Raw genomic sequence first — 25,053 nt, forward strand, 5'->3', positions numbered from 1 at the left:
GGAGACAACCATGTGGCTCAAAGAAACCAGCAGCGCGGAACGACGCACCCTGACGGCGACCTTCACCGGCTATGCGGTGGACGGCTTCGATTACATGATCTACACCTTCCTCATCCCCACGCTGCTGGCGGCGTGGAGCATGAGCCGCGCCGAGGCCGGCTACATCGCCACCGGCGCCCTGCTGACCTCGGCCGTGGGGGGCTGGGCCGCCGGCATCCTGGCTGACCGCTACGGCCGCGTGCGGGTACTGCAATGGACGGTGCTGTGGTTCGCCTTCTTCACCTTCCTCTCCGGCTTCACCGATTCCTTCGGCCAGTTGTTCTTCACCCGCGCCATGCAGGGCTTCGGCATGGGAGGCGAGTGGGCGGTCGGTTCGGTGCTGATCGCCGAGACCATCTCGGCGCGCCATCGCGGCAAGGCCTCGGGCCTGGTGCAGAGCAGCTGGGCGGTGGGCTGGGCGGCGTCGGCGCTGGCCTTCTGGGGCATGTACGCAGTGCTGCCGCCGGAAAAGGCGTGGAAGGTGCTGTTCTGGATCGGCGTACTGCCAGCCCTGCTGACGCTCTACATCCGCCGCGCCATCAGCGAGCCGGCGGTGTTCGTGGCGGCCCAGGCAAAGATGCGCGAAAGCGGCCAGCGTGGCAACTTCCTGCGCATCTTCCATCGCGACCTGCTGCGCACCACCATCCTGGCGAGCCTGCTGGCCACCGGCATGCAGGGTGCCTACTACTCGGTGACCACCTGGCTGCCAACCTTCCTCAAGACCGAGCGCCATCTCTCGGTGCTGGGCACCAGTACCTATCTGCTGGTATTGATCGGCGGCTCCTTCTGCGGCTATCTCACCTCGGCCTGGCTGTCCGACACCATCGGTCGTCGTCGCTGCTTCATGCTGTTCGCGGCCATGGGCATCCTGCTGGTGCTGAGCTATACGCAGATGATCATCACCGACGCCTGGATGCTGGCGCTGGGCTTCGTGCTGGGTTTCTTCCTGTCGGGGATCTTCTCGGGCATGGGCGCCTACCTGTCCGAACTGTTCCCCAGTGACGTGAGGGGTTCGGGCCAGGGCTTCTGCTACAACTTCGGCCGCGCCATCGGTGCGATCTGCCCGGCGCTGGTGGGTTATCTGAGCAACAGCATGCCGCTGGGACAGACCATCGGCTGGATCGCCGCCGGCTGTTACGGACTGGTGATCGTGGCCTGCCTGATCCTGCCGGAAACGCAGGGCAAGGAGCTGGAAGCGGCGGTCACCACCGCCTGACCGTTCCCGCAGGGCAGCGAGCACAGGCCGGCGCCAAAACGCCGGCCTGTTTGCATTGCGCCCTCGTATGAGACGGGTCGGGGTCGCTCAATAGGCGCTGGCCTGGTCGAGCGCGGCGATGTCTTCGCGGCTCAACTGCAAGCGCGTAGCGGCCACCAGTTCGTCGAGCTGCGCCAGCGAGGTGGCGCTGGCAATCGGCGCGGTCACGCTGGGGCGCGCAATCAGCCAGGCCAGCGCGACGGCGGCCGGAGTGCTGGCGTGACGGGCGGCGACCGCATCCAGCGCGGCCAGGATCTGGAAGCCACGTGGGTTGAGATAGGACTTCACCTTGCCGCCACGGGCGGCGCTCTTGCCGAGGTCGGCCTCGCTCCGGTACTTGCCGCTGAGGAAGCCGCTGGCCAGCGAATAGAAGCCGATCACGCCCACGCCCTGCTCCAGGCAATACGGCTCCAGCGTACGTTCGAACCCTTCGCGGGCGACCAGGCTGTATTCGGGCTGCAGGGTCTGGTACAACGGCAGACCCAGCTGGCGGCCAATGTCGCGCGCCTGCGCCAGCCGGTCCACCTCGTAGTTGGAGGCCCCGATGAGGCGCACCTTGCCGGCCTTGACCAGGGTGTCGTAGGCGGCCAGCGTTTCTTCCAGCGGCGTGCTGCGATCATCGTCGTGCGACTGGTAGAGGTCGATATGGTCGGTCTGCAGGCGACGCAGCGAATCTTCCACGGCGCGCAGGATGTAATCCTTCTTCAGGCCCACGCGGCCCTCACCCATGTCCTTGCCGACCTTGGTGGCGATCACCACCTTGTCGCGCCGGCCACCCTGGGCCAGCCACTTGCCGATGATGGTCTCGGATTCGCCGCCCTGGTTGCCGGGCGCCCAGCGCGAATAGACGTCGGCGGTATCGATCAGGTTCAGGCCGGCCTCGACGAACTTGTCGAGAATGGAGAAAGAGGTCTTCTCGTCGATGCTCCAGCCGAAGACGTTGCCGCCGAAGGCCAGCGGTGCCACGGTGATATCAGATTGACCCAGCTTGCGTTGTTGCATCGGAATCTCCTTGTCATGATGGTCGGAAACAGTGACGGCCATTGTAGGCGCGGCCCGCAAACTCTGCTGGCGAGCATCTTCCAAGCAAAGCCGACAGCGCGTTAAGATAGCCGCCACGTCATTCCATGCAGCGCACCTGCCCGCCCGCCACCCTCATGAAGCCCCGCATCGCCTCCACCGAACTGGCCCAGCACCGCACCGGCAAGCTGACCGATACCGTGTACGCCAGCCTGCGCGACGACATCTACGCCTTCCGCCTGCTGCCCGGCGACCGCTTCGCCGAGAATGACGTGGCCGAACGCCTGCAGGTCTCGCGTACCCCCGTGCGCGAAGCGCTGATGCGGTTGCAGAGCGAGGGACTGGTGCGCGGCCATTTCCGCAACGGCTGGGAAGTGGTGCCGATCGACCTGGCGCGTTTCGCCTCCCTCTATGAATTGCGTGAAATGCTGGAACTGCACGCAGTGCGCAAGCTGTGCTCCCCGCGCGTCGCGCCCGAACGTCGCCAGCAACTGGTCGCGACACAGGGCGCCATCTGGCAGTGCGCCGCCACCGACCGCCTGCCGGACGGCCTGGCCGTAGCGGCCCTGGATGAAGGCTTCCATGCAGCGCTGGTGCAGGCAGCCGGCAATGGCGAGGCCGACAGTGTCTATCGCCAGCTGACCGACCAGCTGCGCATCATGCGTCGGCTCGACTTCGCCTATGGCGACTGCATCGACGACACCTACGCCGAGCACTGCGCCATCCTGGACGCCATCGCCGGCGCCGACGCCGAACTGGCCGGCGCCCTGATCGCCCGTCACATCGAGGACAGCCACACTGTGGTCGAGCGCCTCACCATCACCCGCCTGGAACAGGTGCGCGCCGAGTCGGTGCAGGCCGCACCGCTGCAAGGCAATCTGGTCACCGGTGGAGCACCGGCACGACGCAAGCGCTTCGGCTGAGCAAGGCCGCCCCCCCCCCGCTTGCCCTGTCCCCCTCTGTGTGAACCTGTAGCGGACGGCTTTTTCCCCATGCGCGCTTGCCGCCAGGCAAATGGCATGAAAGCTGCTTTTGTGAGCCCAGGATTTATGCATACATAAATTCAGGCACGCGGCCCGCTGCCTCATCCGGCAGTCCCTGGCCTCCCATCCGGCTTTCTGTACAGGAGAAACGCATGACCACCCTCACCCAAACCGCCCCGGCGAGCACGCAGGGCTTGCTGCGCAACCGCTGGTTCCAGTTGCTGATCGGCCTGATCTGCATGATGGCCATCTCCAGCCCGCAATACGTCTGGACCCTGTTCACCAAACCCCTGACCGCCAAGCTGGGCGTGCCGCTGTCGGAACTGCAGATCACCTTTTCCATGCTGATCGTGCTGCAGACCTTCTTCTCGCCCTTCCAGGGCAGCCTGATCGAGCGCTTCGGCGCGCGTCGCCTGATCGCCATCGGCACCTTCATGTCCGGCCTGTCCTGGGTCCTGGCGGCGCAGGTCTCCAGCATCGGCATGTTCTACCTGGCCTATGGACTGGTGGGCGGGCTGGGCACCGGCATCGTCTATGTCGGCGTGGTCGGCCAGATGGTGCGCTGGTTCCCGGACCGGCGCGGCTTCGCCGTGGGCATGGTGGCGGCCGGTTATGGCATGGGCGCGATCCTGACCACCTTCCCGATCTCGGCCTCGCTGGCCAGCGCCGGACTGGAAACCACGCTCTGGCAATTCGGCCTGGTGTTTGCCGTGATCGGCGTCATCGCTTCGCAGGCCCTGCGCTCGCCGGATGCCAGCCACGCCGCCGCCATGCCGGCCCCGGCCATTGCCGCCAGCACGCATGACCTGGCGCCGCGCCAGATGCTGCGCACCCCGCTGTTCTGGCTGATGTTCGCGATGATGACCATGATGTCGACCTCGGGCCTGATGGTGACCTCGCAGATGGCCACCTTCGCCCGCGACTTCGGCGTGGCCAACGTGATGGTGTTCGGCCTGGCCGCGCTGCCGCTGGCGCTGACCATCGACCGCCTCACCAATGGCCTGACCCGCCCCTTCTTCGGCTGGATCTCGGACCGCTACGGTCGCGAGAACACCATGTTCTTCGCCTTCGCGCTGGAAGGCGTGGCCATGGCGCTGTGGCTGGCCACGCGCGAGAACGCGGTGCTGTTCGTACTGCTGTCGGGCGTGGTGTTCTTCGGCTGGGGCGAAATCTTTTCGCTCTTCCCCTCCACCCTGACCGACACCTTCGGCACCCGCAACGCCACCGCCAACTATGGCTGGCTGTACATCTCGCAGGGCATCGGCTCCATCTTCGGCGGCCCGCTGGCGGCGATGATGCATGAGAAGACCGGCAGCTGGCATCCGGTCTTCGGCACCGCCATCACGCTGGATATCCTGACCGCCTGCCTGGCGCTGATGGTCCTGAAACCCTGGCGCGCGCGCTATCTGGCCAAGGTCGCAGGCTGAGATCGCTACCGTTCTTCCGCTGAATTCCTCCGAACCATGATGCCGCCCGGTGCCACGCCGGGCGGCATTTTCTTTTGAGGACACAGGCCCGCTTCCCGCCCGGGCGACGGATTGCCCCCTCCTGCCGTATACTTCCCGTTCTCCTGCATCGCCGGGCAAGCCATCTGCAACCGGCTTGCAAGCCTTTGTAACTCCCCTGCAACTCAGTGCGGTCACGCGGGTCTGACCCTCCCGCGCCTCATCACAAGAACACACTACCGCTGCCTCATGGAAATCGTCTTTACCGTCCTGATCCTGCTGCTGGCCGTCGCCGTCTCCGGCGTGGTGGCAAGGCTGGCACCATTCAAGCTGCCCCTGCCACTGTTCCAGATCGCCCTGGGCGCCGTGCTGGCCCTGCCCATGTTCGGCCTGCGCATCAGTTTCGATCCGGAACTGTTCCTGCTGCTGTTCATCCCGCCACTGCTCTTTACCGATGGCTGGCGCATGCCCAAGCGCGAGTTCTTCCGGCTGGCGCGCCCCATCCTGGCCCTGGCACTGGGTCTGGTGATGTTCACCGTGGTCGGGGTGGGCTACTTCATCCACTGGATGATCCCGGTCATCTCGCTGCCCTCGGCCTTCGCCCTGGCGGCGGTGCTCTCGCCCACCGATGCGGTGGCGGTCTCTTCCATCATCGGCAAGGGCCGCCTGCCAGCGTCGATGCAGCATGTGCTGGAGGGCGAAGCGCTGATGAACGACGCCTCCGGTCTGGTGGCCTTCAAGTTCGCCATCGCCGCCGTCATCACCGGCAGCTTCTCGCTGCTGGATGCCAGCATTTCGTTCGTGCTGATCGCTGCCGGCGGTATCGCGGTGGGCCTGATCGTGGCCTGGGGCTTCGGCCTGATCCGGCGCAAGATCATCGAATGGGCCGGTGACGAACCGGGCATCCAGGTGGTGCTGCTGCTGCTGATCCCCTTCACGGCCTATATCTTCGCGGAACACTTTGGCCTGTCCGGCATCCTGGCGGCGGTCGCTGCCGGCATGCTCATGCCCTACCTGGAAACGGCCGGCGGCGAATCGGCCGCCACCCGGCTGCAGGGGCGCAGCATCATGACGATGCTGGAGTTCGTCTTCAACGGCATGTCCTTCCTGCTGCTGGGCCTGCAGTTGCCGGGCATCGTCAGCCTGGCTCACGTGGATGCGCAGATGGCCGGCAACGTCCCGGTGTGGCACCTGTTCGTGTATATCCTGGCCATTACGCTGGCGCTGATCGTGCTGCGTTTCGTGTGGGTGTGGATCAACCTGCGCATGCGCCGCTTCGCGTCGGCACTGCGCGGCCAGAGCGGACGCAATCGCAAGTTCGACCTGCGCCTGATCAGCATCACCGCGCTGTCAGGCGTACGCGGCGCCATTACCCTGGCCGGTGTGATGTCGATCCCGCTGCTGCTGAAGGAACATACGCCCTTCCCGGCGCGCGACCTGCTGATCTTCCTGGCCACCGGGGTGATCGTCTGCTCGCTGCTGTTTGGCAGCTTCCTGCTGCCGTGGATGCTCAAGGACCTGCAGCTCGATGCCGAGGTCAAGCGTCGCCGGGCCGAGGAGATGATGGCGCGTCTGCGCCTGTCGGAGGCGGCCGTGCGCAGTATCGAGACCGCCCAGGAACGCATCGGCGTGACCCTGGACGAAAACGACCTGGCGCTGCTGACCGAAGTCAGCGGCAGCCTGCTGGCCACCTACCGGATGCGGATGAATGCGGAGAGCGATTCGGAAGACACCCAGCGCGCCGCCAACCGCTTCAAGCAGTTCGAGCGCGAACTGCGGCTGGAGGCCATCCGCGCCGAGCGCCTGGAGGTGCACTACCTGCGCGCCGAACAGCGCATCAACGATGAAACCTTCCTGATGCTGATCAACCAGATCGACATGGCCGAGACCTGGCTGCTGGGCTCACTGAACGGCCCCGGCCAGCATCACTGAGGAGGAGCGGCAACGACAAAGCCCGCGCTGCCATTGGATTGGCAGCGCGGGCTTTTCATTGCCCTACGGAATGAAGCGACTCAGGCCACCGAATTGATGGTGGTGCCGATGATTTCGCCGGTGGAGTTGCGCGAGGCCTGTTCGCGGCGATTGCGTTCTTCGTTGGCGGTCTCGGCACGGGTTTCGTCAGCCTGGATTTCTTCCTGGCGGCGCATTTCGGCCTTGGCGGCGGCTGCGGCCTCTTCGGCGCGACGCACGGCGACCGGGTCGTTGGCTTTGCCCGTGGTGGGTGTATTGCCGTTGGGGTCGGAGACGACGGCGTTGACGGCGGAGGAAATGTCGATGGGCATGTTGGGCTCCCTGTGACTGCGAAGACTGAAGACGGATACTGGATCGGATCGGGCGTACCGCTGCCGGTACGAATTCGCTATGTTACGCCCATTGTTGCGCTCTGCCACAGGGAAAATCCTGAGTCGCGCAGAATTACCGGGATACCGTGCGGAAACTGTGATGAATCTGGCAAATAAACCGCCCTGGCCCAGTGCACGTCGATGTCAGGGTGGCAAGTGATTGCCGTACAGACAAGCCAGATGGAACCTTACCGTAGCGCTCGGCGGATGGCTCCCGCCTGTTGGGCAGCCCGCAGCAAGCGTCGCGCTTCCTCCCCACTGGCCGAAAGTGACAGTTACGAATTGCAATGCCCCCAGTGTCGGTATTGCTCGCAAACCGGGTCAACACTAGATTGACCGCAGGCGTCGGCATTCCAGATGAAGCAGCGGATAAGGCCGTCCTTGACCGTCCAGTTCTGATCGCCCTGTCTTGATGAAGCCCAAGTGCAAGTAAAAAGCGGATGCTTGCTCGTTCTGTTCGTTGACATCCGTCGTCAGAACAGGCGATAAGCCCAATGCGTATTCGACCAGGCCACGCCCGATGCCTTTGCCATGATGGGCGGGATCGATAAACAATGCCTCCATGTGCGCGTCATTCAACAACATGAAGCCCAACGGTCTGTCGTTCTCGTCGACGGCTAATAGCAATGGAGCATCTGGAAGAAATTCCCGGACCTCATTGGCAATTTCCGCATAGTCAGCCGGACTCAAAAAATCATGCGTGGCCAGTACGGCATTGCGCCAGATGTCCAGCACTCGATCACCATCGTCGCGATGTGATTTTCTAATATTCATCATATGTCTTCAGGCAAGAGTCGGCGCTATCGGGCTAGTGCTGACGAAATCGATATCGAATTCTTCACACTCAAATTCATCCGGCGGCTCCCAAAGTGCGCTCGCGATCTCGAATATATGATCCGGCACGAGCATTGAGAATGTGGGACCTTGCTCCTCATTCCTCCGTCGGACACGTTCGCGACGAAGTTCCAGAGGGGCATCAAGCACATGGATACGAAGTGAAAATCCCTGGTCCACGATGCGCCGGCAAAACGCCATTCGAGGTGTTTGTTGGATCAAGCCGAGTTCCAGCACGACATCTCGCCCTGAATCCAGTATTTTTTGGCTATGAATCCAGATCAGGTCCAACAAGCGCTCTTTGCGCTGGACATACCAAGAGACGAAATCACCTTCGGGGCGATCAGGACTAAAGAGCCTGGCGAACCACTCGTCGAGCGCAATATGTACACCCCCGACATTTTCCGCCAAGACGGTGCTGAAGGTGGATTTGCCAGCCCCGACAGGGCCTTCAACGAGATGCACTTGATTCATTGCGTGAGTGTTCATTAAGGGGATACGCATTGTATGCGGACAATTGGATGTCTGGAACTGCCCGCTTCGGAGCTTGCACCGGCCACTCACTCGCGGGATGAGTTTTCTGGAAACTCCTCGAATTCACGAAGTCCCACTGATGTTTGGCAATGCTTCGGATAGTGCAGAAAGAATTCAGGATAACTCGGGGGCGAAGCGCTATGCAAAGGAGACCCATCTATCTGGACGATGTCTGGGCCCACGCCACAAATATTTCTCCCACCTCTCTGAGGGCGGCTTCGCGGCGCGGCATATCCAACGTCGGCGCATCATAGTAAGCAGCGACAAATAGCGGATTACGCTGCGGTGGACGCACGATCGCGTAGTCATTGGTCTGCCGCTCCACGCTGGTGCCGGGGCGGTCGCCTGCCTGCCAATCCGCCGGCAGGGCCGCACGCAGGCGATTGCGTCCGGGGCGGCAAGCGATCATCCAGTCTTCCAGTTGCTGGCGCGCATCCGGACTCAAGACATCGCCCGTCAGGATCGCGCGTGCATTGCCGACGATGGCCCGCGGCGTGGTCGTATCCCGCTCACCACTGTACTGATTGGACATCGGCTCATAACGGTCGGAACGCGTCACGGTGTCGCCCAGGCTTCGTAAGAAAGCAGTCAAGCCGTCCGGGCCGCCAGCATTGCGCATCAGCAAGATGGCGGCAGTGTTATCACTCAGTTCGAGGGTCGCCTGACACAGCTCGCCTACCGTCATGCTGCCGCGCCCGACGTTGGTCAGGGTGGTCGGCGAGGTGAAGATCAGATCCTTCCTGGTATAGGGTATTGATCGTTGCAAGCTCTCCTTGCCTTGATCGACGCGGGCTAGCACCTGCGCAGCGAGCATGCCCTTGAACGTGCTGCACATCAGGAAACGTTCGTCGGCCCGATGCGCCAGTGTCTTGCCCGAACCGGTATCGACCGCGAACACGCCCAGGCGCCCGCCATAGCGGTGTTCCAGTTCAGCTAGCGGGGAGGTAGCGGCGCGCAGGTCAAAGGCGATACCGCCGAGGCCGAATGCCAGGGGAAGACCGATGCTGAGTTGACGGCGTTTGAAGGAAATGGTCATGGGGAAATTTTCTCGTCAGTGCAAGGAGCTGGGAAAAGGGCACAACTCGCCCCGGCAGGCATCGGCGCTACCAGAACGAGATCCGCGATCGGGAAAAGTGTCAGCCGTTCTGCTGCGGTTGCTGCTGCGGAATCGCGGGGAGCAAGCGGCGAATACTGCGGGCGTCACGTTCCATGGCGTCAGGCCTGGCGCCGTCGAGCAAGACCAGCGTGACATCCTGCTGTGGCGACTTCAGCCGCATGATGAGGCAGCGGCCCGCCGCTGCCGTGAAGCCAGTCTTGGACAAGGCGATGTCCCATCCCTTTTGCCCGACCAGCTGGTTGGTGTTGCGATAGGTGACGCGCTGCCCGGCGATCGTGATCGCGCCCGCCGGGGCTGTCGTATAACGTGCGATGTCCGGATAGCCTGCGGCCGCGCCCGCGATGGCAGCCAGCTCCAGCGCAGTCGAGGTGTTGCGTGGCGAGAGCCCGGTCGGATCATCCAATGTGGTGTGCGCCAGGCCGAGTTCCGTGATCTTGGCACTGGCCGCTCGCCTGAATGCAGGCAGACCACCCGGATAGCTTTGAGCGAGCGCATAGGCAGCACGGTTATCCGAAGAAGCCAGTGCCAGTTGCATGAGCGTGCGCAGGCTGACGCGGGCCCCTTGCGGCAGACTGGAACTGACCTGCCGCAAGGCGCTGACGTGCTGCTGTTCGATGCGAACCAGTCGATCCAGATCAGGCTTTGCATCGAGTACGACCATCGCCGTGACCAGCTTGGTCAGCGAGGCGATCGGCACCACCGCATCGGCGTCCTTTCGCAGCAGCACGCGACCGGAATGGCTATCCAGAACCGCCACATGATTCGACTCCAACAGCCGTCCCAGCATAGAGGCTTCCCCCTCCTGAACGGCATCCGGCAAGGTGCCGGCTTGCCGATGCTCCGACGCGGCGCGCGTCGCTGCCATCGATGATGGCGTAGCCGGCACAAACTGCAGACCAGCCGCGAGCGCGGCAGCCATCGTCAGGGCCAGCATCACCGCCGGCACCGTGGATATCATGACCGTGGGCGGTATCCGTGTTGACGGCCGCGCCAGCCGCTTCACGCGCTCCAGCAATTCCCCGCTCGCCGCTTGCAGCGACACGCCTACCGTATTGTCCCGCGTCTGGCATTGACTCAGGCGCTCCAGCGCGAGCGCCAATTGCCGCGGCTCGCCGGTCAGCGTACCGGCCAGATCGTCGGCGATCAACTCGCGCTCCATACGGATTTTCCGGGAGAGCCACCACACCACTGGATGGAAGAAGAGCAATGCCTCGATCGCGTTCTGCAACAGATTGATGAGGTAGTCCAGGCGCTTGATGTGGGCGATCTCATGAGCCAGCAAGGCTTCCAGCATCTGCGGCGGCATGCTCAGAAAAATCGCCCCCGGGACGATGATGACTGGCCGCCACCATCCCGTCGTCAGCGGTCCATGGTTGCCATGCGCCACACGTAGCAAGACCGGTCGGCGGATGCCGCAACATATCGCCAGGGAGCTGGCGCAGGCCTGCCAACGCGTGGGCGCTGCGCCGGTCTGTACTGCAATATTCCTGCTCCAGTACAGCCCGGATGCCAGCCGCGCTCCCATTGCGATCACGCCGACCGACCAGCAGGCAACCAGCCATGGCATTGCGGAGGTGAGGAAGATGGAAAAGGGCTGGCTTCCGATCATCCCGGCCAGACCGTGGCCGGCGCCTGTCGATGCTGTGGTCATTGCAATAGACAGGCCTGCCTCCAGCAACACCGACGCCAGGCACGACAGTTGCGCCAGACACAGCATCAGATAACGTTGCCTGCAAGCCGCAGTGGGGAGCAGGCGCAGCAGCACGACGGCGACGGCACCGATCAGTGCCCCTTTCCAGAGGAAATTCAGAAGCGCCCAGCCGATTGCCGTGACCACGGTAGATGATTCCGCGATCACCGCTCATCTCCGTGCAGTAGTCTCCTGATCTCGTCTTTCTCTTCTTGCGTCACGTGATGGCGCAATGCCGCCATCACCAGCGCCTTGCCCGATCCCGAGAACGCCTTCTGGATCAGATCCTTCAGCAGGGTCGCCTGCAGCGACTTCTGCCGCTGAGCCGGCGCATAGACGTGAGAGCGCTCGCTTTCATCGCGTGTCAGCAAGCCTTTGCCGTGCATGACCTGCATCTGCCGCAACACGGTGGCATAGGAGAGATCGGGCCGCTCCGGCAGCATGGCCTCATGCACTTGCTTGACGGTGGCATCGCCCAGCTGCCACAGCACGCGCAACAGGTTCAATTCGGCCGCGGTGGGCCTGGATTTCTTGTGGGCTGGTTCCATATCGGATTCCAAAAGGCATGATCGTTGCGAAGTAGAATATATTTTCTAGACCAAAGTGTCTAGACCAAAATGTCTATACATCTGAAAGGCCAACATACCCTCGATGCCCTCCACCGATTGTCACGACCGCATGCTGACGACGCATAATCCCCGGATCGATGTACTCAGAGGCATCGCGATCCTGCTAGTACTGTTTCACCATTTCAATATTGCCTATCGGCTTGAAGAGACATGGCTGGCGGACGTGTTCGGATGGCCGGCATTACGCGCCTTGGCGCGCAACGGCAACTACGGCGTCACCATCTTCTTCGCCATCTCGGGCTTCCTGATCACGTCCAAAGTCTTTCAGCGCCGGCGGGAGATCGGCCAGATCGACCTGGCCGGCTTCTACCGTCTGCGCATCGCGCGCATCCTGCCTTGCCTGCTGCTCCTGCTATGCCTAGTGGATCTGCTGGCTATGGCGGGGCTGACCATCTTTCAGAACCGCGTCGTCGATGGAGGCAGCGTGTCGATGTGGCGCGTCAACCTGGCCGGGGTGGCTTTCCACATGAACGTGCTGATTGCGCGGCATGGATGGGTGAACTATGCGCTCGGCGTGCTGTGGTCGCTTTCCGTAGAAGAGGTGTTCTATCTGGTGTTCCCGCTGGCCTGTCTGGTGTTGAAAAGCGAGCGCCGGCTTCTGGTCTTCATGGCGGTGATCATCGTGGTCGGGCCGGTCTATCGTTTTGCGCACCCCGGCGACGAGGGGCAATTCCTGTATGGCTATTGGGCCTGCTTCGACAGTATCGCGATCGGCTGTTGTGCTGCGATCTTTTCCAGGCGCGGCGGGTTCGCATGGCTGAATCACCCTGTCGTGCGGGTCGCGGTCGGACTATCCATGGCGGTGTTATATCTGGCTTGGCCGATCGCGCAGAGCAAGGTGCTGGGTTGCACGGTCATGGCTGCAGGGACGGCTCTTAAGCTGGTCGCCGCGCAATACAGGCCCGCACGCTGCACGACAGTCGTGTGCCGTGGGCTGGCTGCATGCGGGCGCTTGAGCTATGAGCTCTATCTTTTTCATCTGATCGTACTCGGCCTGATGCGCGCAGGATTCCCACCGCAAACCATTTCAGGAGGAGGAAAGATGGTACTCCTGCCCGCTTACTTCATGATTTCGGCTGCGCTGGCCCAGGTCATCTCACGCGCGTTTTCCGCACCGATGAACCGTATCATCCGGGGGACATAGCCATTCATGGTTCGCTCGCAGGATGACTCGCTCCATCTGACCACCTTTCATTGCCTTCCGGAGGGTGCCACGTGGTCATGCGAAAGGCGGCCATTCGCTCATTCAAGTCCGACCAGCGGTCTCGCTTCTTCAAGAATCCATTGTGCGAACGCCTTGAGGGGCTCACTGCCAAGTTGCAACTGCTCGGGGAGCACAAGACAAAATGTCTTGGAAATGCTGCTGTCCTGCGGCCACGGTGCGACCAGGCGACCTTGCGCCAGTTCGACTTCCACATACAGACGCGGCACCAGCGCGACGCCGAGCCCGGCCAATGCTGCCTCAATCAGCATTCCGTGCAAGTCATAGCGGGGCCCTTGCGCAGAATGGCTCAGGCTAATCCCGGTCTGCGCGGCATAGCGGTTCCAGGCATCGTGATTCTGACGTCGATGCAGGCGAGGCAGAGTGTCCAGGGCAGGGGTCCCTGTCGCTCCTTCCAGTAATGCAGGATGGCATACCGGCACCAGCACCTCATCGAGCAGACGATAGGTGTGCATTCCGGCCCAGGCCGGATGCAAGAAATGGATCGCCGCATCCAGGCCACTGCCAGGCAGCAGGAACGGCTCCATGCGTTCGGAGAGATGCACCGTGATGTGGGGATGCAGGGCAGCAAAGCGCGGCAGGCGGGGGATCAGCCAGCGCATCGCAAACGTAGGGCTGACCGCGATATCCAGGCTGGCTCCGTTGGGAGGCTGGGACATCAGATGCTGGCTGTCCCGGTCCAGGCGCTCCAGCGTTTCCCGGACATGGCTGGCATAGCGTTGGCCATGCGGCAGCAAGCGCACGCGGTTGCCGATCCGCTCGAACAGGGTCACTCCCAGAAATCCCTCCAGGCGGCCAATCTGCCGGCTGATGGCGCCTTCGGTCAAGGCCAGTTCTTCGGCGGCACGTGCAAAGCTGCCGTGACGCGCCGCAGCCTCGAATGCCATCAGTGAGCTGTTGCTGGGAATCCTGCGCCGCATCGTATTCCTCGTATTCCATAAGCGGGTTGATGACGTGAGCTTTACCTTATGTCAGTGAAGCTTGCCTAAGTATCGATTTATTGACCGGGATTGGCTGCCTATCATGACAACTCCTCAACCAAGCAGGCCGCCACAAGGGTGGCCGTGGCCCATCATCATTATGATCTATACCGTCGAATGCAGCTTCGCCGACCCCATCAGCGAAGCAGAATGGAACGATTTCTACAGCCTGGAAAAGTTGCCCGCCCTTATCTCCGTGCGCGGCTTTCACACTTCGCAGCGATTCAAGGCTTTGAGGGAAGGCTGCCCGGTCTATCTCGCGCTGCATACGATTGACCATCACGACGTGCTTCTCTCTGACGAATACCGGCGAAAAGGCGGTGGCAATTTCGCGCGATGGCAGCAACACATCACCGACTGGCATCGCAATCTCTATGAAACATCGGCTACTGCGCCTGCGGTGCGTAGCGGGGAGTACCTGCTGCTCAGCGCGCGTGGCCCCGATCCCTTGGTGGCGATGGGGCTGTCGCCATCGATCCTGCATGCCGTCGCCCTGGAGAAATTCCCGGAATGGAGATGGATGGCAGTCCTGTCCGATCCCGTCGATATCGACGGTATTGCCCTACCCGAAGGGCTGCATCTCTATGCTCCGATGACTGCGCAACTGCGCAGCGGTAGCGAGCCAGCCATCGTCAGCGCGAGCTAGCACGATGCCCAATCTCACTTTCTACATCCGCCAGGACCAGATGCCCGCCGCGCAATCCCTGGATCGGCTCACCGCGCGCTGCATACAGCTCTGCACGAAGATTCTCGAGGCGCGGCCCGAGAACATCCACGTCATCTACGTCGCGGTCGGTCATGGGACAGGCCACCCTGCATTCGCCGACGTCCGTTATCGGATGTCGGCAAACAGGACGCCGGCCGTCATGGAAGATTTCATGCAGCAACTGGACGAGGCCATCCAGGACCATACCGGACTGCTGCCGCGCATCCGCTGCTTTGCCTATGCCGCGCAGTCCATCAGCGCAAGGCATTGATTCCTACCCACAGCAAACGAGACGAAAATGCATTTCCCCAGTCAGCAAATCGGTGATTTCTCCGTCACCGCCATCAGTGATGGTTTTCTCAGCGCACCTCTGGAGCTGCTATCCAATATCGATCCCGCAGAGGCGACCAGGCTCCAGCATGCGGCAGGAATGAGCGACCCTTCTGCCATCCATATCAATTGCTATTTGATCCGCAGCCCGACGCAAACCGTGTTGGTCGATGCCGGCGCCGGTGGCTTCAAGCAATGGGGCGGCCGATTACAGGACAATCTCAAGCGGGCCGGAGTGCTGCCTTCCGACATCGATACCGTCCTTCTGACTCATGCTCATCCCGACCACATTGGTGGCCTGCTCGATAGCGCAGGAGACCGCGCCTTTCCCGATGCCGAGTTGGTAGTGCAGGGGCAAGAACTGGACTTCTGGGAGAACGATGCCAATTTCTGCCGCGCCAGCGAGCGGGCGCGCGGAAATTTCATCTTCGCGCGCCGGGTATTCGGCAAGTATCGGGACAGGCTGCGCACCTTCGCCGGCGGCGAGGTCCTTCCCGGCATTAGCGCCCAGCCGCTGCCCGGACATACCGCCGGACATTGCGGCTATCACATCAACTCAAATGGGCAGGGCCTGTTGATCTGGGGCGATATCGTGCATTTCCCGCACCTGCAGATCGCTCGCCCCGACGTCTCCATCGCATTCGACCTCGATCCGCATCTGGCGACGGCAACCCGGGTTCATTTGCTGGATATGGTGAGTACGGACCAACTGCTTATCGCGGGTATGCACCTCGGTGAGGAAGGCTTCGTCCAGATTGTTCGCACGGGAAAGAGTTATCGGGTTGTAGGCAAGCGTTGATAGCCCTGATGTTACCCGCCCCGACGAGCATGCAATCCCCCTGTTTATATTGGCGGACGGGTATTGTCATTCAGACCCTTGGCCAAGATCCGGCGGAAAACAGCAGGCGTCCAGCCCACATGCCGGGGATGGCGTACCTCATATCGATGTGGTCGTCTCAACCGGTTCTCACGACTGTTTATAAAATAGGTTCTAAAATGACTCCGCCCGCCAGGATGGATCGGCGGCCGCTGACCTGTCAGACCGTGGGCTGCAAGCGTGCGTCCAGCCCACGCACAATGAAGTTTTATCGGAGATCACAAACTCATCATGAACATCATCGACTCGATTGATAAAAATGCCACCTATCCGGGCAGTGGTTCGACACAAGGCGGGGGCAACGCATCGGGATCTTCTTTCGAGAGCAGGCTGCAGCTGGCCAAGGCCAGTGGCTCGCTGTCAGCCTCGACGAAGTCCGATCCGGCGCGGGAACTGCAGGAATGGGCGGCCATGTCGCCGGATCAGCGGCTGTTCTATATGGTGCTGCAGTCCCTGGGGGTAACGAAAGATCAATACGAGCAGATGTCGTCCGACGACAAGCAGAAACTGGCAGAGAAGGTTCGCGAGCGCATCAAGGAAATGGCCAAGAACGGCACGCTCAATGCGGCCACGATGGCCTAGACCGGCTTCCCGGTCGTCGACGCAACTACGGTCAGACAGTCTCTGGCTCCCGATCCAGCAGACAGTCGATGAACGCACCGAGGAGAGCTGGTCGATGCCGCCTGTTCGGGTAATAGAGGAACAGCCCCGGGCGCGAAATCGACCAGTCCGCCAGCACCTGGACCAGCCGCCCCTGTTGCAGAAGTCCGGCCACGCCATCCCGTTCAAAGTGATAGGCAATGCCAAGCCCGTCGAGTGCTGCAGCGATGCCGATATCGGCATGGTTGGTGACGATGGGGCCGTCCACCGCGACCTCCATCTGTCGCCCACGTTTCCTGAATTCCCAACGGTAGTGCCTGCCGTCCATCTGGAGCCGCCAGTTGATGCAGGTGTGCTGGTGCAAGTCGGCAGGTGACCTGGGCGTTCCGCGACGGGCGAGATAGTCCGGAGACGCCACGGCCACCATGTTCAGGTCCGGTGTGAGGCGGACCGCCACCATGTCTTTCTCGAGCCGGTTACCGACGCGGATACCGGCATCGAAACGGCCCTCCACGATGTCGGCCAGCGCGTCGTCCACCACGATGTCGAGGATCACGTCCGGGTGCGCCTGATGGAAACGTGAAAGCCGGGGCGCGATGAGGGTTCGCGCCGCGATCCCCAGCGTATTGATGCGCAACGTGCCACTCATCTTGCCGGTGGCCTCGCTGGCTTCAGCGACTGCAGCAGCCATCTCCCGAAACAGCGGTGCCACACGTCTGTAGAGCAGTTCACCACTCGCCGAGGGCGCAACGCTGCGCGTGGTCCGGTTCAGCAGACGAGCGCCGATGCGGCCTTCGAGTTGCCGGATGGTCTGGCTCAGGGCCGACGGCGAGAGACCCAGATGCTCCGCCGCGCGGGCAAAACTCTGTCGCTCCACGACAGCGACGAAGGCCTTCAACTCAGCAAAATCGGATCCACGCATTATGTATTGTTTTCTACATAGAACATACGAATTCTAGGATATTAACTAAATTCACATTGGCGCGCATCCTGAGGCCTTTACCAACCTCATCGAGCCAAGCACATGGACACCCTGCCCCTTCCTGAGCCAATTGCCGCGTACTTCGCGGCAGAACACAATCCCGAAGCGCTGGCGCGCTGCTTCACGGCACAGGCCGTCATGAGGGATGACGGCCATACCTATACCGGCGTCAACGCCATCACGGCCTTCATGGCCGAGGCATCGGCCAGGTACAGCGCGACGAGCGTGCCGTTTGCCATGGAACTGGACGACGGCATCCAGCTCGTACGCGCCAACGTCTCCGGCAACTTCCCCGGCAGCCCGATCGTGCTGAATTATCGCTTTCGCGTGGAGCGTGGTCTGATCGCCTCGCTGGAGATCAGCGCATGAGCTTCGACCTTCATCTCGAGGGCCTGCGGGCCGTGGTCACTGGCGGCACGCAGGGCCTTGGCGCTGCCGTCGTGAAAACCCTCGCCCAGGCTGGTGCCCGGGTGATGACGTCGGCGCGTTCCCTGCCTGCGCAGCCAGTCGAGGGAGTGAGCTACCTCGCTGCCGACCTGTCCACGGCGGACGGGAGCGATCACCTCGCCCACGCCATCCTGCAGGACTGGGGTGGGGTCGACATCGTGATCAACGTCCTCGGAGGATCAAGAACGCCCGTCGGTGGTTTCGCTGCGATCAGCGATGAGCACTGGTTCGCCGAGCTCAACCTGAACCTCATGCCGGCCGTGCGTCTGGATCGCGCACTGCTGCCCGCCATGCTGGCGCAAGGCTCCGGGGTCGTCATTCACGTCAGCTCCATCCAGCGCGTGCTGCCCCTGCCCGAGTCGACCACCGCTTATGCCGCTGCCAAGGCGGCGCTCACGACCTACAGCAAGTCACTGGCAAGAGAGGTGACGTCAAAGGGCGTGCGCGTCTTGAGTGTCGCCCCGGGCTGGATCGAGACCGAGGCTTCCGTGACGTTCGCGCAGCGGATGGCAACGCAGGCCGGAACGGACTACGAGGGTGGCAAGAAAATCATCATGGACTGGCTGGGAGGCATCCCGGTAGGCCGGCCCGCACAACCGCAGGAGGTCGCCGATCTGATCGCATTTCTGGCATCCCCGCGAGCGGCTTCGATTGCGGGAACCGAGTATCGGATAGACGGCGGCACAGTGCCGACTGTGTAGCAAAAACACAATAATCGCTGCAAGCTGGGCGATGGCAAGCTCTTGAGACTTGCCATCCTCCGTGGAGAGGATGTCCTGACCGTCAGCTGTCAGCCACCGGAACCATGGGATTTCGACGACTGCCGCAACACGACAATATTGCCCAACAACGCAATGCTGGTTCCAGCGAACAGGGGGAGTGTCACCACCACCCCCTCTCTGATGACGGACATGCAGATCGCTACCACCGGGACCAGGACAAACGAAAATGACGCCCTGGCCGGGCCGGTGCGCTTGATCAGTTCGAAGTACAACAGAAATGCCGCGACCGATCCCGCCACGACCAGATAAGCCAGCCCGGCCAGGTAGGAATCCGAATACCTGGACACGATCGCCGAGCCCTCCAACGCCGCCACCGCCAGGCACACCACACCGCTGAACAGCAACCCCCAGCCAACAGTGGCGACACCCCATATTCCATGTAGGCGATTTCGCGCACCGATGGCCGTGCCTGCTGCCGTCGAGAAGGCGGCCATCAATGCCCATGCCAGACCAAGCATCAGTTCATGCCGATAGGAGTGATTGAAAATCAGTGGTCCCGTCCCGCCACCGAAAACGATGCATATCCCCAGTAGGCCACAGCCCATGCCGATCTTATCGGTGGTCGTCGGGATATCCCCGGTCAAGAGCCGTGAGAGAAACGCCGTGATCATCGGCGAGACCGACAGCACCAGGGCGACCAGTCCGCTGGGAATGTGGAGTACCGCATTGTAAAAGGCAACATAGGCCAGCCCGAACATGGCTATGCCCTGCATGGCCACCCAGAGCATGTGATGACGTGCAAGGAGCAATCGCTTCCCGCTTCCCCATGCGATCAACAGCAGAATCACCCCTGCCCCCAACATGCGATGACCCACCCCGATTACGGGGGTAACTTCCGCGTTTTGCGACAGAACCATTGAAGAGCCTAGCCCGACGAGCAAGGCGTTGAAGAAGAGAAGTAAGGTATTCATGCATGCAGAATACGCTCACAGCGATAGGGAATTTAGCTAAGATATACCTCTTACATTGCCATTTCTGGTGAAAATCACCAATAACGAGGGCCTCAGTCATTTATGAATCTGGACAAATTCAACATACAGATCCTGCAGGCCTTGCAAGAGAATGCGCACCTGACGATCCAGGAACTGTCGGAACGCGTGGGCCTGTCGCCGACGCCTTGCGCGCGCAGGGTCAAGCAACTGGAAGAAGACGGCATCATCAAGCGATACGTGGCATTGGTCGATGGCCCCAAGATCGGCCTAGGCCTGACCGCTTTCATCCACGTACGACTACGCACCCAGAGCAAGAAGGCGGTGGATGCGTTCGAGGCTGCCATCAGAAACATGTCGGAAATCATGACCTGCCATCTGGTCACGGGAAACTACGACTATCTGCTGATGCTGCGCGTGGAAAGCGTCGACGCCTGCCGCAAGTTCATCCGCGACAGGCTGATCATCATCGATAGCGTGGGGGAGACTGAAACCAGTATTTCCCTGGAAGAGACAAAACTGACGACCGCCCTTCCCTTGCCTGGATGGAGATGAGATTTCCGATTCGGGATTCGCCTGCGCTCAGTGACAATCCGGAACGTTCTGATCCAGATAAACCTCGAAGGCCACGCTATTGACCCACTTCTTGATGGCATTGCCCCAGAACGCCTCGTTCCAGCGCGCCGCCACCTGGCGTGCCGCGGCCAGATCGGCCGGGTCGCCGCTGCGCACCTGCAGTACCAATGCCTGGCGGGAGGTGGGCGGCAGCTGGGCGGAAAACTTCCTCCACTCCGGCAGCTTGAGCAGGGCCTTCATCAGGGTGTCGTCATGCACAGCTGCATCACACTGGCCGATACGTACTGCCAGCAGGGAATCGGCCGGGGCCGGCATCACTTTTTCGATGGCGCCGTAACGCGCAGCGAGCGTGCCGACATAGGGGGAACCAGCCGAGACGCAAACGCTGCGGCCCTGCATGTCTTCCCATTTGCGGATGGTGGTGTCGGTGCGCATGATGGCCATGCCGCCGGCGCTGTAGCCGGTGGGGATCTCGACCACATCGCTCAGCGCGGCCTGTCCGGGCGCCGTGCGGGTGAATACCAGTTCGGGCCGCATCCCCTTCAGGGCGGCACGTTCGGCACCGTTGGTCTGTAGCTCGGCCTTCACCTTCCACTGCGCGGCCAGGTCATCGGCCAGCACGGTGGCGATGTTTTCCGGCGTGCGGAATTTCATGCCGCCCTTGTACGTCGGCGGAACGTGATCCAGCCCGATGCGCAACTGCCCGCTGCGATGGGCGTCATCCAGCACACCGGCCTGCAGGCTGCATGACAGCAATGCCGCCAGCGCAAAAATGAAAGAATGAAGACCGCGCATCGTGAGTCCAGATGACTTGAATACTTGGTGTTGGATCAAACCCGGATCAGGAGTTTCGCTCAGACATCCTGCTCAGACATACTGATAGCGCAGCAGTCGATGCTTGAGGTTTTCCAGGATGACCTGGTCGATCAGCGCCGCCAGGATGGCAATGGTCAGGATGTTGGCCATCACGCCGATCATGTCCGCAGTCTCCCCCGAGTAGGCCAACGTGCGGCCCAGCCCCTTGCCGAAACCGACCAGCATCTCGGCCGAGATCAGGGCGCGCCAGGCGTTGCCGAAGGCCAGCTGGGCGCCGGTGATCAGCTCCGGCATCACTGCCGGCAGGTAGACCCGGCGCAGCATGGACAGGCGCGACGCGCCCATCACGCGGGCGGCCGAGACATGCACCTGCTGCACGCTCTCGGTGGCGTTCATCACCGACAGCGCTGCCGGGAAGAAGGCGGCGATGGCCACCACCACCACGATGGGCAGGTTGCCGAAGCCCATCAGGATCAGGAACAGCGGTACCCAGGCGATGGACGGGATCGATTGCAGGATCACGATGGCCGACTTCAGCACTTCGCGGAAGAAGAACAATACCGCGCCGATCAGGCCGAAACCGATGCCCAGCACCAGCGCCGAGCCATAGCCCAGGCCCAGGCGATAGAGGCTGCCGAACAGGGCCAGGCGGAAATTGCTGGACTGCACCTCTTCAAACAGGCGCGCGGCCACCGATGGCACGCCCGGCATCAGGAAGGACGGCAGCGACCAGGCCGCAATCTGCCACATCAGAAGGATGAAGACGATGGCCAGAACCATGGCCAGCTTCTTGCGGAGACCGGTAACGCGACGCTGTGAGCTCATAAGACTAAGAAAGGACGATGGCCGGACTGGGTCCGGCCAGATCAAAAAACATTAAACCTCTTCAACCCGACCTCCAACCGTTCGGACTGAGTAGGCCCGCAGGGCCGTATCGAAGGCGCCCCCGACGGAGTGCCTTCGATACGCGGCTGCGCCGCTACTCAGGGCGAACGGTAGGCAGCACAGTCCTCAGGCATCCTGCCATCCCGGCATCACAGCTTGCGGGCGTTCTGCCACGACAGGTCGGTGATGGAGTTCACGTCGAAGGGCTTGCCATCACGGGTCTTGAGCGAGCCCTGGGATTGCAGGATATCGGCGATTTCCTGCATCCGGTCCTGGTCCTTCTTGTTGATCTTGGCAGTGAAGGTCTGGCTCTTGATGGCATCGCGGATCACGTCTTCGCGCAGCATTTCGCCATGCTTCAGGGTCTTCAGGGTCGGCTCGGCGATGAAGTAGCCGGCGATCAGCTTGGAGGCTTCGGCGGGCTTCTTCTGCAGCAGCGTGATGGCGTCACGCTGGGCATCGAGCGACTTCCAGACGGCGTCGCGCTTCTTCTTCAGGGTCTCGCCGGAGGTGATCACTACCATGCAGGGGAAGGGCCAGACTTCGCCGATCTCATAGATCTGCTTGACCGGTGCGATCAGTTGCGCGATGCGGGCCTGCGGTTCGAACAGGAAGGCCGCATCCACGCGCTTGCCCACCAGCGACTGCACCGCCACCTGCGGCGAGACACCCATGACGTTGACGTCATCCGGCTTGACGCCGGCATCACGCAGGACCACGCCCTTGAGCACGGTATCAGCGGTGCTGCCCTCGGCTTGCGAAGCGAGGGTCTTGCCCTTCAGGTCGGCGACCTTGTTGATGCCAGAGTCCTCGCGTGCCACCAGAGCGTGATAGCCCAGTTGCGCACCGCCCACCACCTTCAGGTCGGCGCCCTTGGAGGCCCAGGCCACGGCATTGGAGAAGCCGAACACGCCGCTGTCGAGCTGGCCGCCGACGATGGCCTTGACCAGGTCGGTACCGGACTTGAACTCGATCAGTTCCACATCCAGGCCGTACTTCTTGTAGAGGCCGGCTTCATAGGCGGCCATGGCCTGGGCATCGTCCATGACGCGCAGGTAGCCGATCTTGAATTTTTCCAGGGCAAAGGCATTGCCGGTGAAAGCCAGGGCAGCGGCGGCGATGGCCGGTGCCAGGATGCGTGCGAGTTTCATACTCCAACCCCTTCAATGTTTTTGGCAAATTCGTCCTGCTCGGCATGGATACCCAGCAGGCAGAGGATCTCGCGACGGGTGGCCGCGAATTCGGACAGGTCGTGCGTCTTTTCGTGATGCACGAGATTGAATTCCTTCAAGACCTTGGCCGGGCGCGGGCTGAACACGAAGATGCGGTCGGCCAGGAACAGCGCCTCGTCCACATCATGGGTGACCAGCACCACGGTCGGCCCCTGCTGGCGGATCAGGTCGCGCAGGGCGTCCTGCAGGGTCATGCGGGTGAGCGCATCGAGGGCGCCGAAGGGCTCGTCCAGCAGCAGGGCCTTGGGCTGCGAGATGAAGGCGCGTGCCAGGGCGGCGCGCTGGCGCATGCCGCCCGAGACCTGGTGCGGGTAATAGTGTTCGAAGCCCTTGAGCTTGACGTTGTCCAGCCAGACGGCGGCCTGCTCGGCGGCCTTCTTCTTGTCGATGTTCTGGAATTCGAGGGCCAGGGCCACGTTCTGCTGCAGGGTCAGCCACGGATAGAGCGCGTTTTCCTGGAACATCAGGGTGCGCTCTGGATGCGGGCCGCGAATGGCCTGACCGTCACCGGCAACCGTGCCGCTGCTGGGCTTTTCCAGGCCGGCAGCCATGTGCAGCAGGGTGGACTTGCCGCAACCGGAGGGGCCGACCAGCGCGACCAGTTCACCCGATGCGATGTCGCGGGTGAATTCCTCGATCACGTGCAGGTCGCCGAAGCGCTTGGCGACGTTGTTGAAAGATAGCTTCATGTCGTCCGGCGGCCGAGCCGCGCAGGTTGAGATGCGGTTGAAATGCCTGGATCAGGATGCCTGGGAGGGATGGCAGAGCGCCCCCGGGCGCGCTTTCCCCCTTTTTGTCAGGGATGCACTGTACTGTTGCCGGCCAGGCCGAACAACTACTTAAAAATCGTATGCTTATTCATATTTCGAATAAGAAAGACACCCAAAACGCATAAAGACGTCAGACTTTCGTCAGTTTCCATTCAGTCAACAAGGCCTGGACGTCGGGATAACGCAGCCGTACGCCCAGTTCCTGCTTGATGCGCTGGTTGGCCAGACGGCGCGATTCCGACATGAAGGACAGCATCATCGGCGAGACGCTGCGTTCCAGCTCGGCACGCGGCAGGCGCGGCGGACGGGCCAGGCCGGCGGCGTCGGCCACGGCGTCGAAGTAGTCGGCCATCTTCAGTTGCGTGTCGTCGACGGCATGATAGACGCGGTTGGGCGCGCCCAGGCGCATGGCAGCGGCAGCGATGCGGGCCAGGTCGTCGCCATGGATGTGGTTGGTATGCACGTCCTCCCCCGCCACCAGCGCCGGCAGGCCCTTCTGCAGGCGTTCCAGCGGCAGGCGGTCGGCGGCGTAGATGCCCGGCACGCGCAGGATCGAAAGGCGACTGTGCCGGCGCCGCGCCCAGGCCCGCAGCACCGTTTCGGCATCGACCCGGCGCACGGCGCGCAGGTTCTGTGGGTTGACGCGGCGGGTCTCGTCGAAGCTTGCGCCAGCGCAATCTCCGTACACGCCGGTGGTGCTGATGTAAACCAGGCGCGCGCCCTCGGGTAAAATGGCGGCCAAATTGCGGGTACGGCGGTCGATGCGGCCGTCCGACTGCGGTGGCGCCAGGTGCAGGATGGTCGGCGCCAGGCGTGCCAGGCGGCCCAGCGTCAGGGGCGCGTCGAGGTCGGCGACGATGGGAATGGCGCCGGCCGCGCGCAGTTCGGCGCAGCGCTCGGGGTGGCTGGTCACGGCCAGCACGCGATAGCGCGGCAGCAGCAGCGGCAGCAGGCGCAGGCCGACATCGCCACAGCCCAGGATCAGTACGCGGGGCAGGCCCAGTTTTTTCACGGTATTCAATCCAAATTTA

Annotated in this window: 27 protein-coding genes; 12 read left to right on the plus strand and 15 right to left on the minus strand. The window is 62.2% G+C overall.

Annotated features, from left to right (window positions below):
* The first annotated feature begins 10 nt into the window (after positions 1-10).
* Positions 11-1,255, plus strand: coding sequence for an MFS transporter (locus HFRIS_RS07815; RefSeq protein WP_006462750.1), 1,245 nt, complete (start codon positions 11-13; stop codon positions 1,253-1,255).
* 87 nt (positions 1,256-1,342) lie between these two features.
* On the opposite strand, the gene HFRIS_RS07820 is transcribed toward HFRIS_RS07815, so the two are convergent.
* Positions 1,343-2,296: an aldo/keto reductase gene (locus tag HFRIS_RS07820; protein WP_006462751.1), complete on the minus strand. Its 954-nt coding sequence runs from the start codon at positions 2,294-2,296 to the stop codon at positions 1,343-1,345.
* Positions 2,297-2,451: 155 nt separating this feature from the next.
* Here HFRIS_RS07820 and HFRIS_RS07825 point away from each other — a divergent pair, with 155 nt between their 5' ends.
* The 3 genes from HFRIS_RS07825 (at position 2,452) to HFRIS_RS07835 (ending at position 6,674) form a co-directional block, all read left to right on the plus strand.
* The gene (locus HFRIS_RS07825) at positions 2,452-3,237 is read left to right on the plus strand and encodes a GntR family transcriptional regulator (RefSeq protein WP_051110890.1); all 786 of its coding nucleotides are present in this window, start codon (positions 2,452-2,454) and stop codon (positions 3,235-3,237) included.
* Between the two features lie 212 nt (positions 3,238-3,449).
* Positions 3,450-4,724 (plus strand): oxalate/formate MFS antiporter, encoded by a 1,275-nt coding sequence (gene oxlT, locus HFRIS_RS07830; RefSeq protein ID WP_006462753.1) that lies wholly within the window; start codon positions 3,450-3,452, stop codon positions 4,722-4,724.
* A 267-nt stretch (positions 4,725-4,991) separates the two neighbouring features.
* The gene (locus tag HFRIS_RS07835) at positions 4,992-6,674 is read left to right on the plus strand and encodes a Na+/H+ antiporter (RefSeq protein ID WP_006462754.1); all 1,683 of its coding nucleotides are present in this window, start codon (positions 4,992-4,994) and stop codon (positions 6,672-6,674) included.
* Between the two features lie 80 nt (positions 6,675-6,754).
* Here the strand turns inward: HFRIS_RS07835 and HFRIS_RS07840 are convergent, their stop codons facing one another.
* The 6 genes from HFRIS_RS07840 to HFRIS_RS07870 all read right to left on the minus strand — a co-directional run bounded on the left by HFRIS_RS07840 (position 6,755) and on the right by HFRIS_RS07870 (position 11,807).
* On the minus strand, positions 6,755-7,024 hold the full coding sequence (locus HFRIS_RS07840) for a hypothetical protein (protein WP_006462755.1): 270 nt from the start codon (positions 7,022-7,024) through the stop codon (positions 6,755-6,757).
* Between the two features lie 387 nt (positions 7,025-7,411).
* On the minus strand, positions 7,412-7,861 hold the full coding sequence (locus HFRIS_RS07845) for an acetyltransferase (RefSeq protein ID WP_039874911.1): 450 nt from the start codon (positions 7,859-7,861) through the stop codon (positions 7,412-7,414).
* Positions 7,862-7,867: 6 nt separating this feature from the next.
* Entirely contained in the window at positions 7,868-8,392 is a 525-nt protein-coding gene (locus HFRIS_RS07850) for a P-loop nucleotide/nucleoside kinase family protein (protein ID WP_006462757.1), read from the minus strand.
* Positions 8,393-8,609: 217 nt separating this feature from the next.
* On the minus strand, positions 8,610-9,488 hold the full coding sequence (bla, locus tag HFRIS_RS07855) for a class A beta-lactamase (RefSeq protein WP_006462758.1): 879 nt from the start codon (positions 9,486-9,488) through the stop codon (positions 8,610-8,612).
* A 100-nt stretch (positions 9,489-9,588) separates the two neighbouring features.
* On the minus strand, positions 9,589-11,406 hold the full coding sequence (locus HFRIS_RS24500; protein ID WP_152486655.1) for a M56 family metallopeptidase: 1,818 nt from the start codon (positions 11,404-11,406) through the stop codon (positions 9,589-9,591).
* Between the two features lie 17 nt (positions 11,407-11,423).
* A complete protein-coding gene (locus tag HFRIS_RS07870) occupies positions 11,424-11,807 on the minus strand; it encodes a BlaI/MecI/CopY family transcriptional regulator (RefSeq protein ID WP_006462761.1) in 384 nt (127 codons plus the stop codon).
* 103 nt (positions 11,808-11,910) lie between these two features.
* Here HFRIS_RS07870 and HFRIS_RS07875 point away from each other — a divergent pair, with 103 nt between their 5' ends.
* Positions 11,911-13,032, plus strand: a complete 1,122-nt coding sequence (locus HFRIS_RS07875; RefSeq protein ID WP_006462762.1) for an acyltransferase family protein — start codon at positions 11,911-11,913, stop codon at positions 13,030-13,032.
* A gap of 98 nt (positions 13,033-13,130) precedes the next feature.
* On the opposite strand, the gene HFRIS_RS07880 is transcribed toward HFRIS_RS07875, so the two are convergent.
* Positions 13,131-14,030: a LysR substrate-binding domain-containing protein gene (locus HFRIS_RS07880; RefSeq protein WP_006462763.1), complete on the minus strand. Its 900-nt coding sequence runs from the start codon at positions 14,028-14,030 to the stop codon at positions 13,131-13,133.
* Positions 14,031-14,190: 160 nt separating this feature from the next.
* On the opposite strand from HFRIS_RS07880, the gene HFRIS_RS07885 reads away from it, so the two are divergent.
* The 4 genes from HFRIS_RS07885 to HFRIS_RS07900 all read left to right on the plus strand — a co-directional run bounded on the left by HFRIS_RS07885 (position 14,191) and on the right by HFRIS_RS07900 (position 16,585).
* Positions 14,191-14,736, plus strand: a complete 546-nt coding sequence (locus HFRIS_RS07885) for a hypothetical protein (RefSeq protein ID WP_006462764.1) — start codon at positions 14,191-14,193, stop codon at positions 14,734-14,736.
* Positions 14,737-14,740: 4 nt separating this feature from the next.
* The gene (locus HFRIS_RS07890) at positions 14,741-15,067 is read left to right on the plus strand and encodes a hypothetical protein (RefSeq protein WP_006462765.1); all 327 of its coding nucleotides are present in this window, start codon (positions 14,741-14,743) and stop codon (positions 15,065-15,067) included.
* A 27-nt stretch (positions 15,068-15,094) separates the two neighbouring features.
* On the plus strand, positions 15,095-15,925 hold the full coding sequence (locus HFRIS_RS07895; protein ID WP_006462766.1) for an MBL fold metallo-hydrolase: 831 nt from the start codon (positions 15,095-15,097) through the stop codon (positions 15,923-15,925).
* Positions 15,926-16,234: 309 nt separating this feature from the next.
* Positions 16,235-16,585 carry a hypothetical protein gene (locus HFRIS_RS07900; protein ID WP_006462767.1) on the plus strand — a complete coding sequence of 117 codons (351 nt, stop codon included), beginning with the start codon at positions 16,235-16,237 and terminating at the stop codon, positions 16,583-16,585.
* 31 nt (positions 16,586-16,616) lie between these two features.
* Here the strand turns inward: HFRIS_RS07900 and HFRIS_RS07905 are convergent, their stop codons facing one another.
* Positions 16,617-17,525, minus strand: a complete 909-nt coding sequence (locus HFRIS_RS07905) for a LysR family transcriptional regulator (protein ID WP_006462768.1) — start codon at positions 17,523-17,525, stop codon at positions 16,617-16,619.
* 102 nt (positions 17,526-17,627) lie between these two features.
* On the opposite strand from HFRIS_RS07905, the gene HFRIS_RS07910 reads away from it, so the two are divergent.
* Positions 17,628-17,954 (plus strand): nuclear transport factor 2 family protein, encoded by a 327-nt coding sequence (locus HFRIS_RS07910; RefSeq protein WP_006462769.1) that lies wholly within the window; start codon positions 17,628-17,630, stop codon positions 17,952-17,954.
* Positions 17,951-18,733, plus strand: a complete 783-nt coding sequence (locus HFRIS_RS07915; protein ID WP_006462770.1) for an SDR family oxidoreductase — start codon at positions 17,951-17,953, stop codon at positions 18,731-18,733. Before HFRIS_RS07910 ends, HFRIS_RS07915 begins: the two co-directional genes overlap by 4 nt.
* A gap of 89 nt (positions 18,734-18,822) precedes the next feature.
* On the opposite strand, the gene HFRIS_RS24505 is transcribed toward HFRIS_RS07915, so the two are convergent.
* Entirely contained in the window at positions 18,823-19,725 is a 903-nt protein-coding gene (locus tag HFRIS_RS24505; RefSeq protein WP_006462771.1) for a DMT family transporter, read from the minus strand.
* A 102-nt stretch (positions 19,726-19,827) separates the two neighbouring features.
* Here HFRIS_RS24505 and HFRIS_RS07925 point away from each other — a divergent pair, with 102 nt between their 5' ends.
* Entirely contained in the window at positions 19,828-20,298 is a 471-nt protein-coding gene (locus HFRIS_RS07925; RefSeq protein ID WP_006462772.1) for an Lrp/AsnC family transcriptional regulator, read from the plus strand.
* 27 nt (positions 20,299-20,325) lie between these two features.
* Here HFRIS_RS07925 and HFRIS_RS07930 read toward each other — a convergent pair whose 3' ends face one another.
* The 5 genes from HFRIS_RS07930 to HFRIS_RS07950 all read right to left on the minus strand — a co-directional run bounded on the left by HFRIS_RS07930 (position 20,326) and on the right by HFRIS_RS07950 (position 25,034).
* Positions 20,326-21,114: a type 2 periplasmic-binding domain-containing protein gene (locus tag HFRIS_RS07930; protein ID WP_006462773.1), complete on the minus strand. Its 789-nt coding sequence runs from the start codon at positions 21,112-21,114 to the stop codon at positions 20,326-20,328.
* A 72-nt stretch (positions 21,115-21,186) separates the two neighbouring features.
* A complete protein-coding gene (locus tag HFRIS_RS07935) occupies positions 21,187-21,960 on the minus strand; it encodes an ABC transporter permease (protein WP_039874916.1) in 774 nt (257 codons plus the stop codon).
* A 209-nt stretch (positions 21,961-22,169) separates the two neighbouring features.
* A complete protein-coding gene (locus tag HFRIS_RS07940; RefSeq protein ID WP_006462775.1) occupies positions 22,170-23,171 on the minus strand; it encodes an ABC transporter substrate-binding protein in 1,002 nt (333 codons plus the stop codon).
* The gene (locus HFRIS_RS07945) at positions 23,168-23,941 is read right to left on the minus strand and encodes an ABC transporter ATP-binding protein (protein WP_006462776.1); all 774 of its coding nucleotides are present in this window, start codon (positions 23,939-23,941) and stop codon (positions 23,168-23,170) included. Before HFRIS_RS07945 ends, HFRIS_RS07940 begins: the two co-directional genes overlap by 4 nt.
* 211 nt (positions 23,942-24,152) lie before the next feature.
* Positions 24,153-25,034, minus strand: coding sequence for a sugar nucleotide-binding protein (locus tag HFRIS_RS07950; RefSeq protein ID WP_039874977.1), 882 nt, complete (start codon positions 25,032-25,034; stop codon positions 24,153-24,155).
* Positions 25,035-25,053: the final 19 nt, after the last annotated feature.

Source organism: Herbaspirillum frisingense GSF30 (genome assembly GCF_000300975.2).
In the GTDB taxonomy this organism is placed as follows: domain Bacteria; phylum Pseudomonadota; class Gammaproteobacteria; order Burkholderiales; family Burkholderiaceae_D; genus Herbaspirillum; species Herbaspirillum frisingense.

What these genes read in the sequence shown, in the direction of transcription:
- HFRIS_RS07815 (WP_006462750.1), top strand. Translation starts at nt 11, where the DNA reads ATGTGGCTCAAAGAAACCAGCAGCGCGGAACGACGCACCCTGACGGCG.
- HFRIS_RS07820 (WP_006462751.1), bottom strand. Translation starts at nt 2,296, where the DNA reads ATGCAACAACGCAAGCTGGGTCAATCTGATATCACCGTGGCACCGCTG.
- HFRIS_RS07825 (WP_051110890.1), top strand. Translation starts at nt 2,452, where the DNA reads ATGAAGCCCCGCATCGCCTCCACCGAACTGGCCCAGCACCGCACCGGC.
- oxlT (WP_006462753.1), top strand. Translation starts at nt 3,450, where the DNA reads ATGACCACCCTCACCCAAACCGCCCCGGCGAGCACGCAGGGCTTGCTG.
- HFRIS_RS07835 (WP_006462754.1), top strand. Translation starts at nt 4,992, where the DNA reads ATGGAAATCGTCTTTACCGTCCTGATCCTGCTGCTGGCCGTCGCCGTC.
- HFRIS_RS07840 (WP_006462755.1), bottom strand. Translation starts at nt 7,024, where the DNA reads ATGCCCATCGACATTTCCTCCGCCGTCAACGCCGTCGTCTCCGACCCC.
- HFRIS_RS07845 (WP_039874911.1), bottom strand. Translation starts at nt 7,861, where the DNA reads ATGATGAATATTAGAAAATCACATCGCGACGATGGTGATCGAGTGCTG.
- HFRIS_RS07850 (WP_006462757.1), bottom strand. Translation starts at nt 8,392, where the DNA reads ATGAATCAAGTGCATCTCGTTGAAGGCCCTGTCGGGGCTGGCAAATCC.
- bla (WP_006462758.1), bottom strand. Translation starts at nt 9,488, where the DNA reads ATGACCATTTCCTTCAAACGCCGTCAACTCAGCATCGGTCTTCCCCTG.
- HFRIS_RS07870 (WP_006462761.1), bottom strand. Translation starts at nt 11,807, where the DNA reads ATGGAACCAGCCCACAAGAAATCCAGGCCCACCGCGGCCGAATTGAAC.
- HFRIS_RS07875 (WP_006462762.1), top strand. Translation starts at nt 11,911, where the DNA reads ATGCCCTCCACCGATTGTCACGACCGCATGCTGACGACGCATAATCCC.
- HFRIS_RS07880 (WP_006462763.1), bottom strand. Translation starts at nt 14,030, where the DNA reads ATGCGGCGCAGGATTCCCAGCAACAGCTCACTGATGGCATTCGAGGCT.
- HFRIS_RS07885 (WP_006462764.1), top strand. Translation starts at nt 14,191, where the DNA reads ATGATCTATACCGTCGAATGCAGCTTCGCCGACCCCATCAGCGAAGCA.
- HFRIS_RS07890 (WP_006462765.1), top strand. Translation starts at nt 14,741, where the DNA reads ATGCCCAATCTCACTTTCTACATCCGCCAGGACCAGATGCCCGCCGCG.
- HFRIS_RS07895 (WP_006462766.1), top strand. Translation starts at nt 15,095, where the DNA reads ATGCATTTCCCCAGTCAGCAAATCGGTGATTTCTCCGTCACCGCCATC.
- HFRIS_RS07900 (WP_006462767.1), top strand. Translation starts at nt 16,235, where the DNA reads ATGAACATCATCGACTCGATTGATAAAAATGCCACCTATCCGGGCAGT.
- HFRIS_RS07905 (WP_006462768.1), bottom strand. Translation starts at nt 17,525, where the DNA reads ATGCGTGGATCCGATTTTGCTGAGTTGAAGGCCTTCGTCGCTGTCGTG.
- HFRIS_RS07910 (WP_006462769.1), top strand. Translation starts at nt 17,628, where the DNA reads ATGGACACCCTGCCCCTTCCTGAGCCAATTGCCGCGTACTTCGCGGCA.
- HFRIS_RS07915 (WP_006462770.1), top strand. Translation starts at nt 17,951, where the DNA reads ATGAGCTTCGACCTTCATCTCGAGGGCCTGCGGGCCGTGGTCACTGGC.
- HFRIS_RS24505 (WP_006462771.1), bottom strand. Translation starts at nt 19,725, where the DNA reads ATGAATACCTTACTTCTCTTCTTCAACGCCTTGCTCGTCGGGCTAGGC.
- HFRIS_RS07925 (WP_006462772.1), top strand. Translation starts at nt 19,828, where the DNA reads ATGAATCTGGACAAATTCAACATACAGATCCTGCAGGCCTTGCAAGAG.
- HFRIS_RS07930 (WP_006462773.1), bottom strand. Translation starts at nt 21,114, where the DNA reads ATGCGCGGTCTTCATTCTTTCATTTTTGCGCTGGCGGCATTGCTGTCA.
- HFRIS_RS07935 (WP_039874916.1), bottom strand. Translation starts at nt 21,960, where the DNA reads ATGAGCTCACAGCGTCGCGTTACCGGTCTCCGCAAGAAGCTGGCCATG.
- HFRIS_RS07940 (WP_006462775.1), bottom strand. Translation starts at nt 23,171, where the DNA reads ATGAAACTCGCACGCATCCTGGCACCGGCCATCGCCGCCGCTGCCCTG.
- HFRIS_RS07945 (WP_006462776.1), bottom strand. Translation starts at nt 23,941, where the DNA reads ATGAAGCTATCTTTCAACAACGTCGCCAAGCGCTTCGGCGACCTGCAC.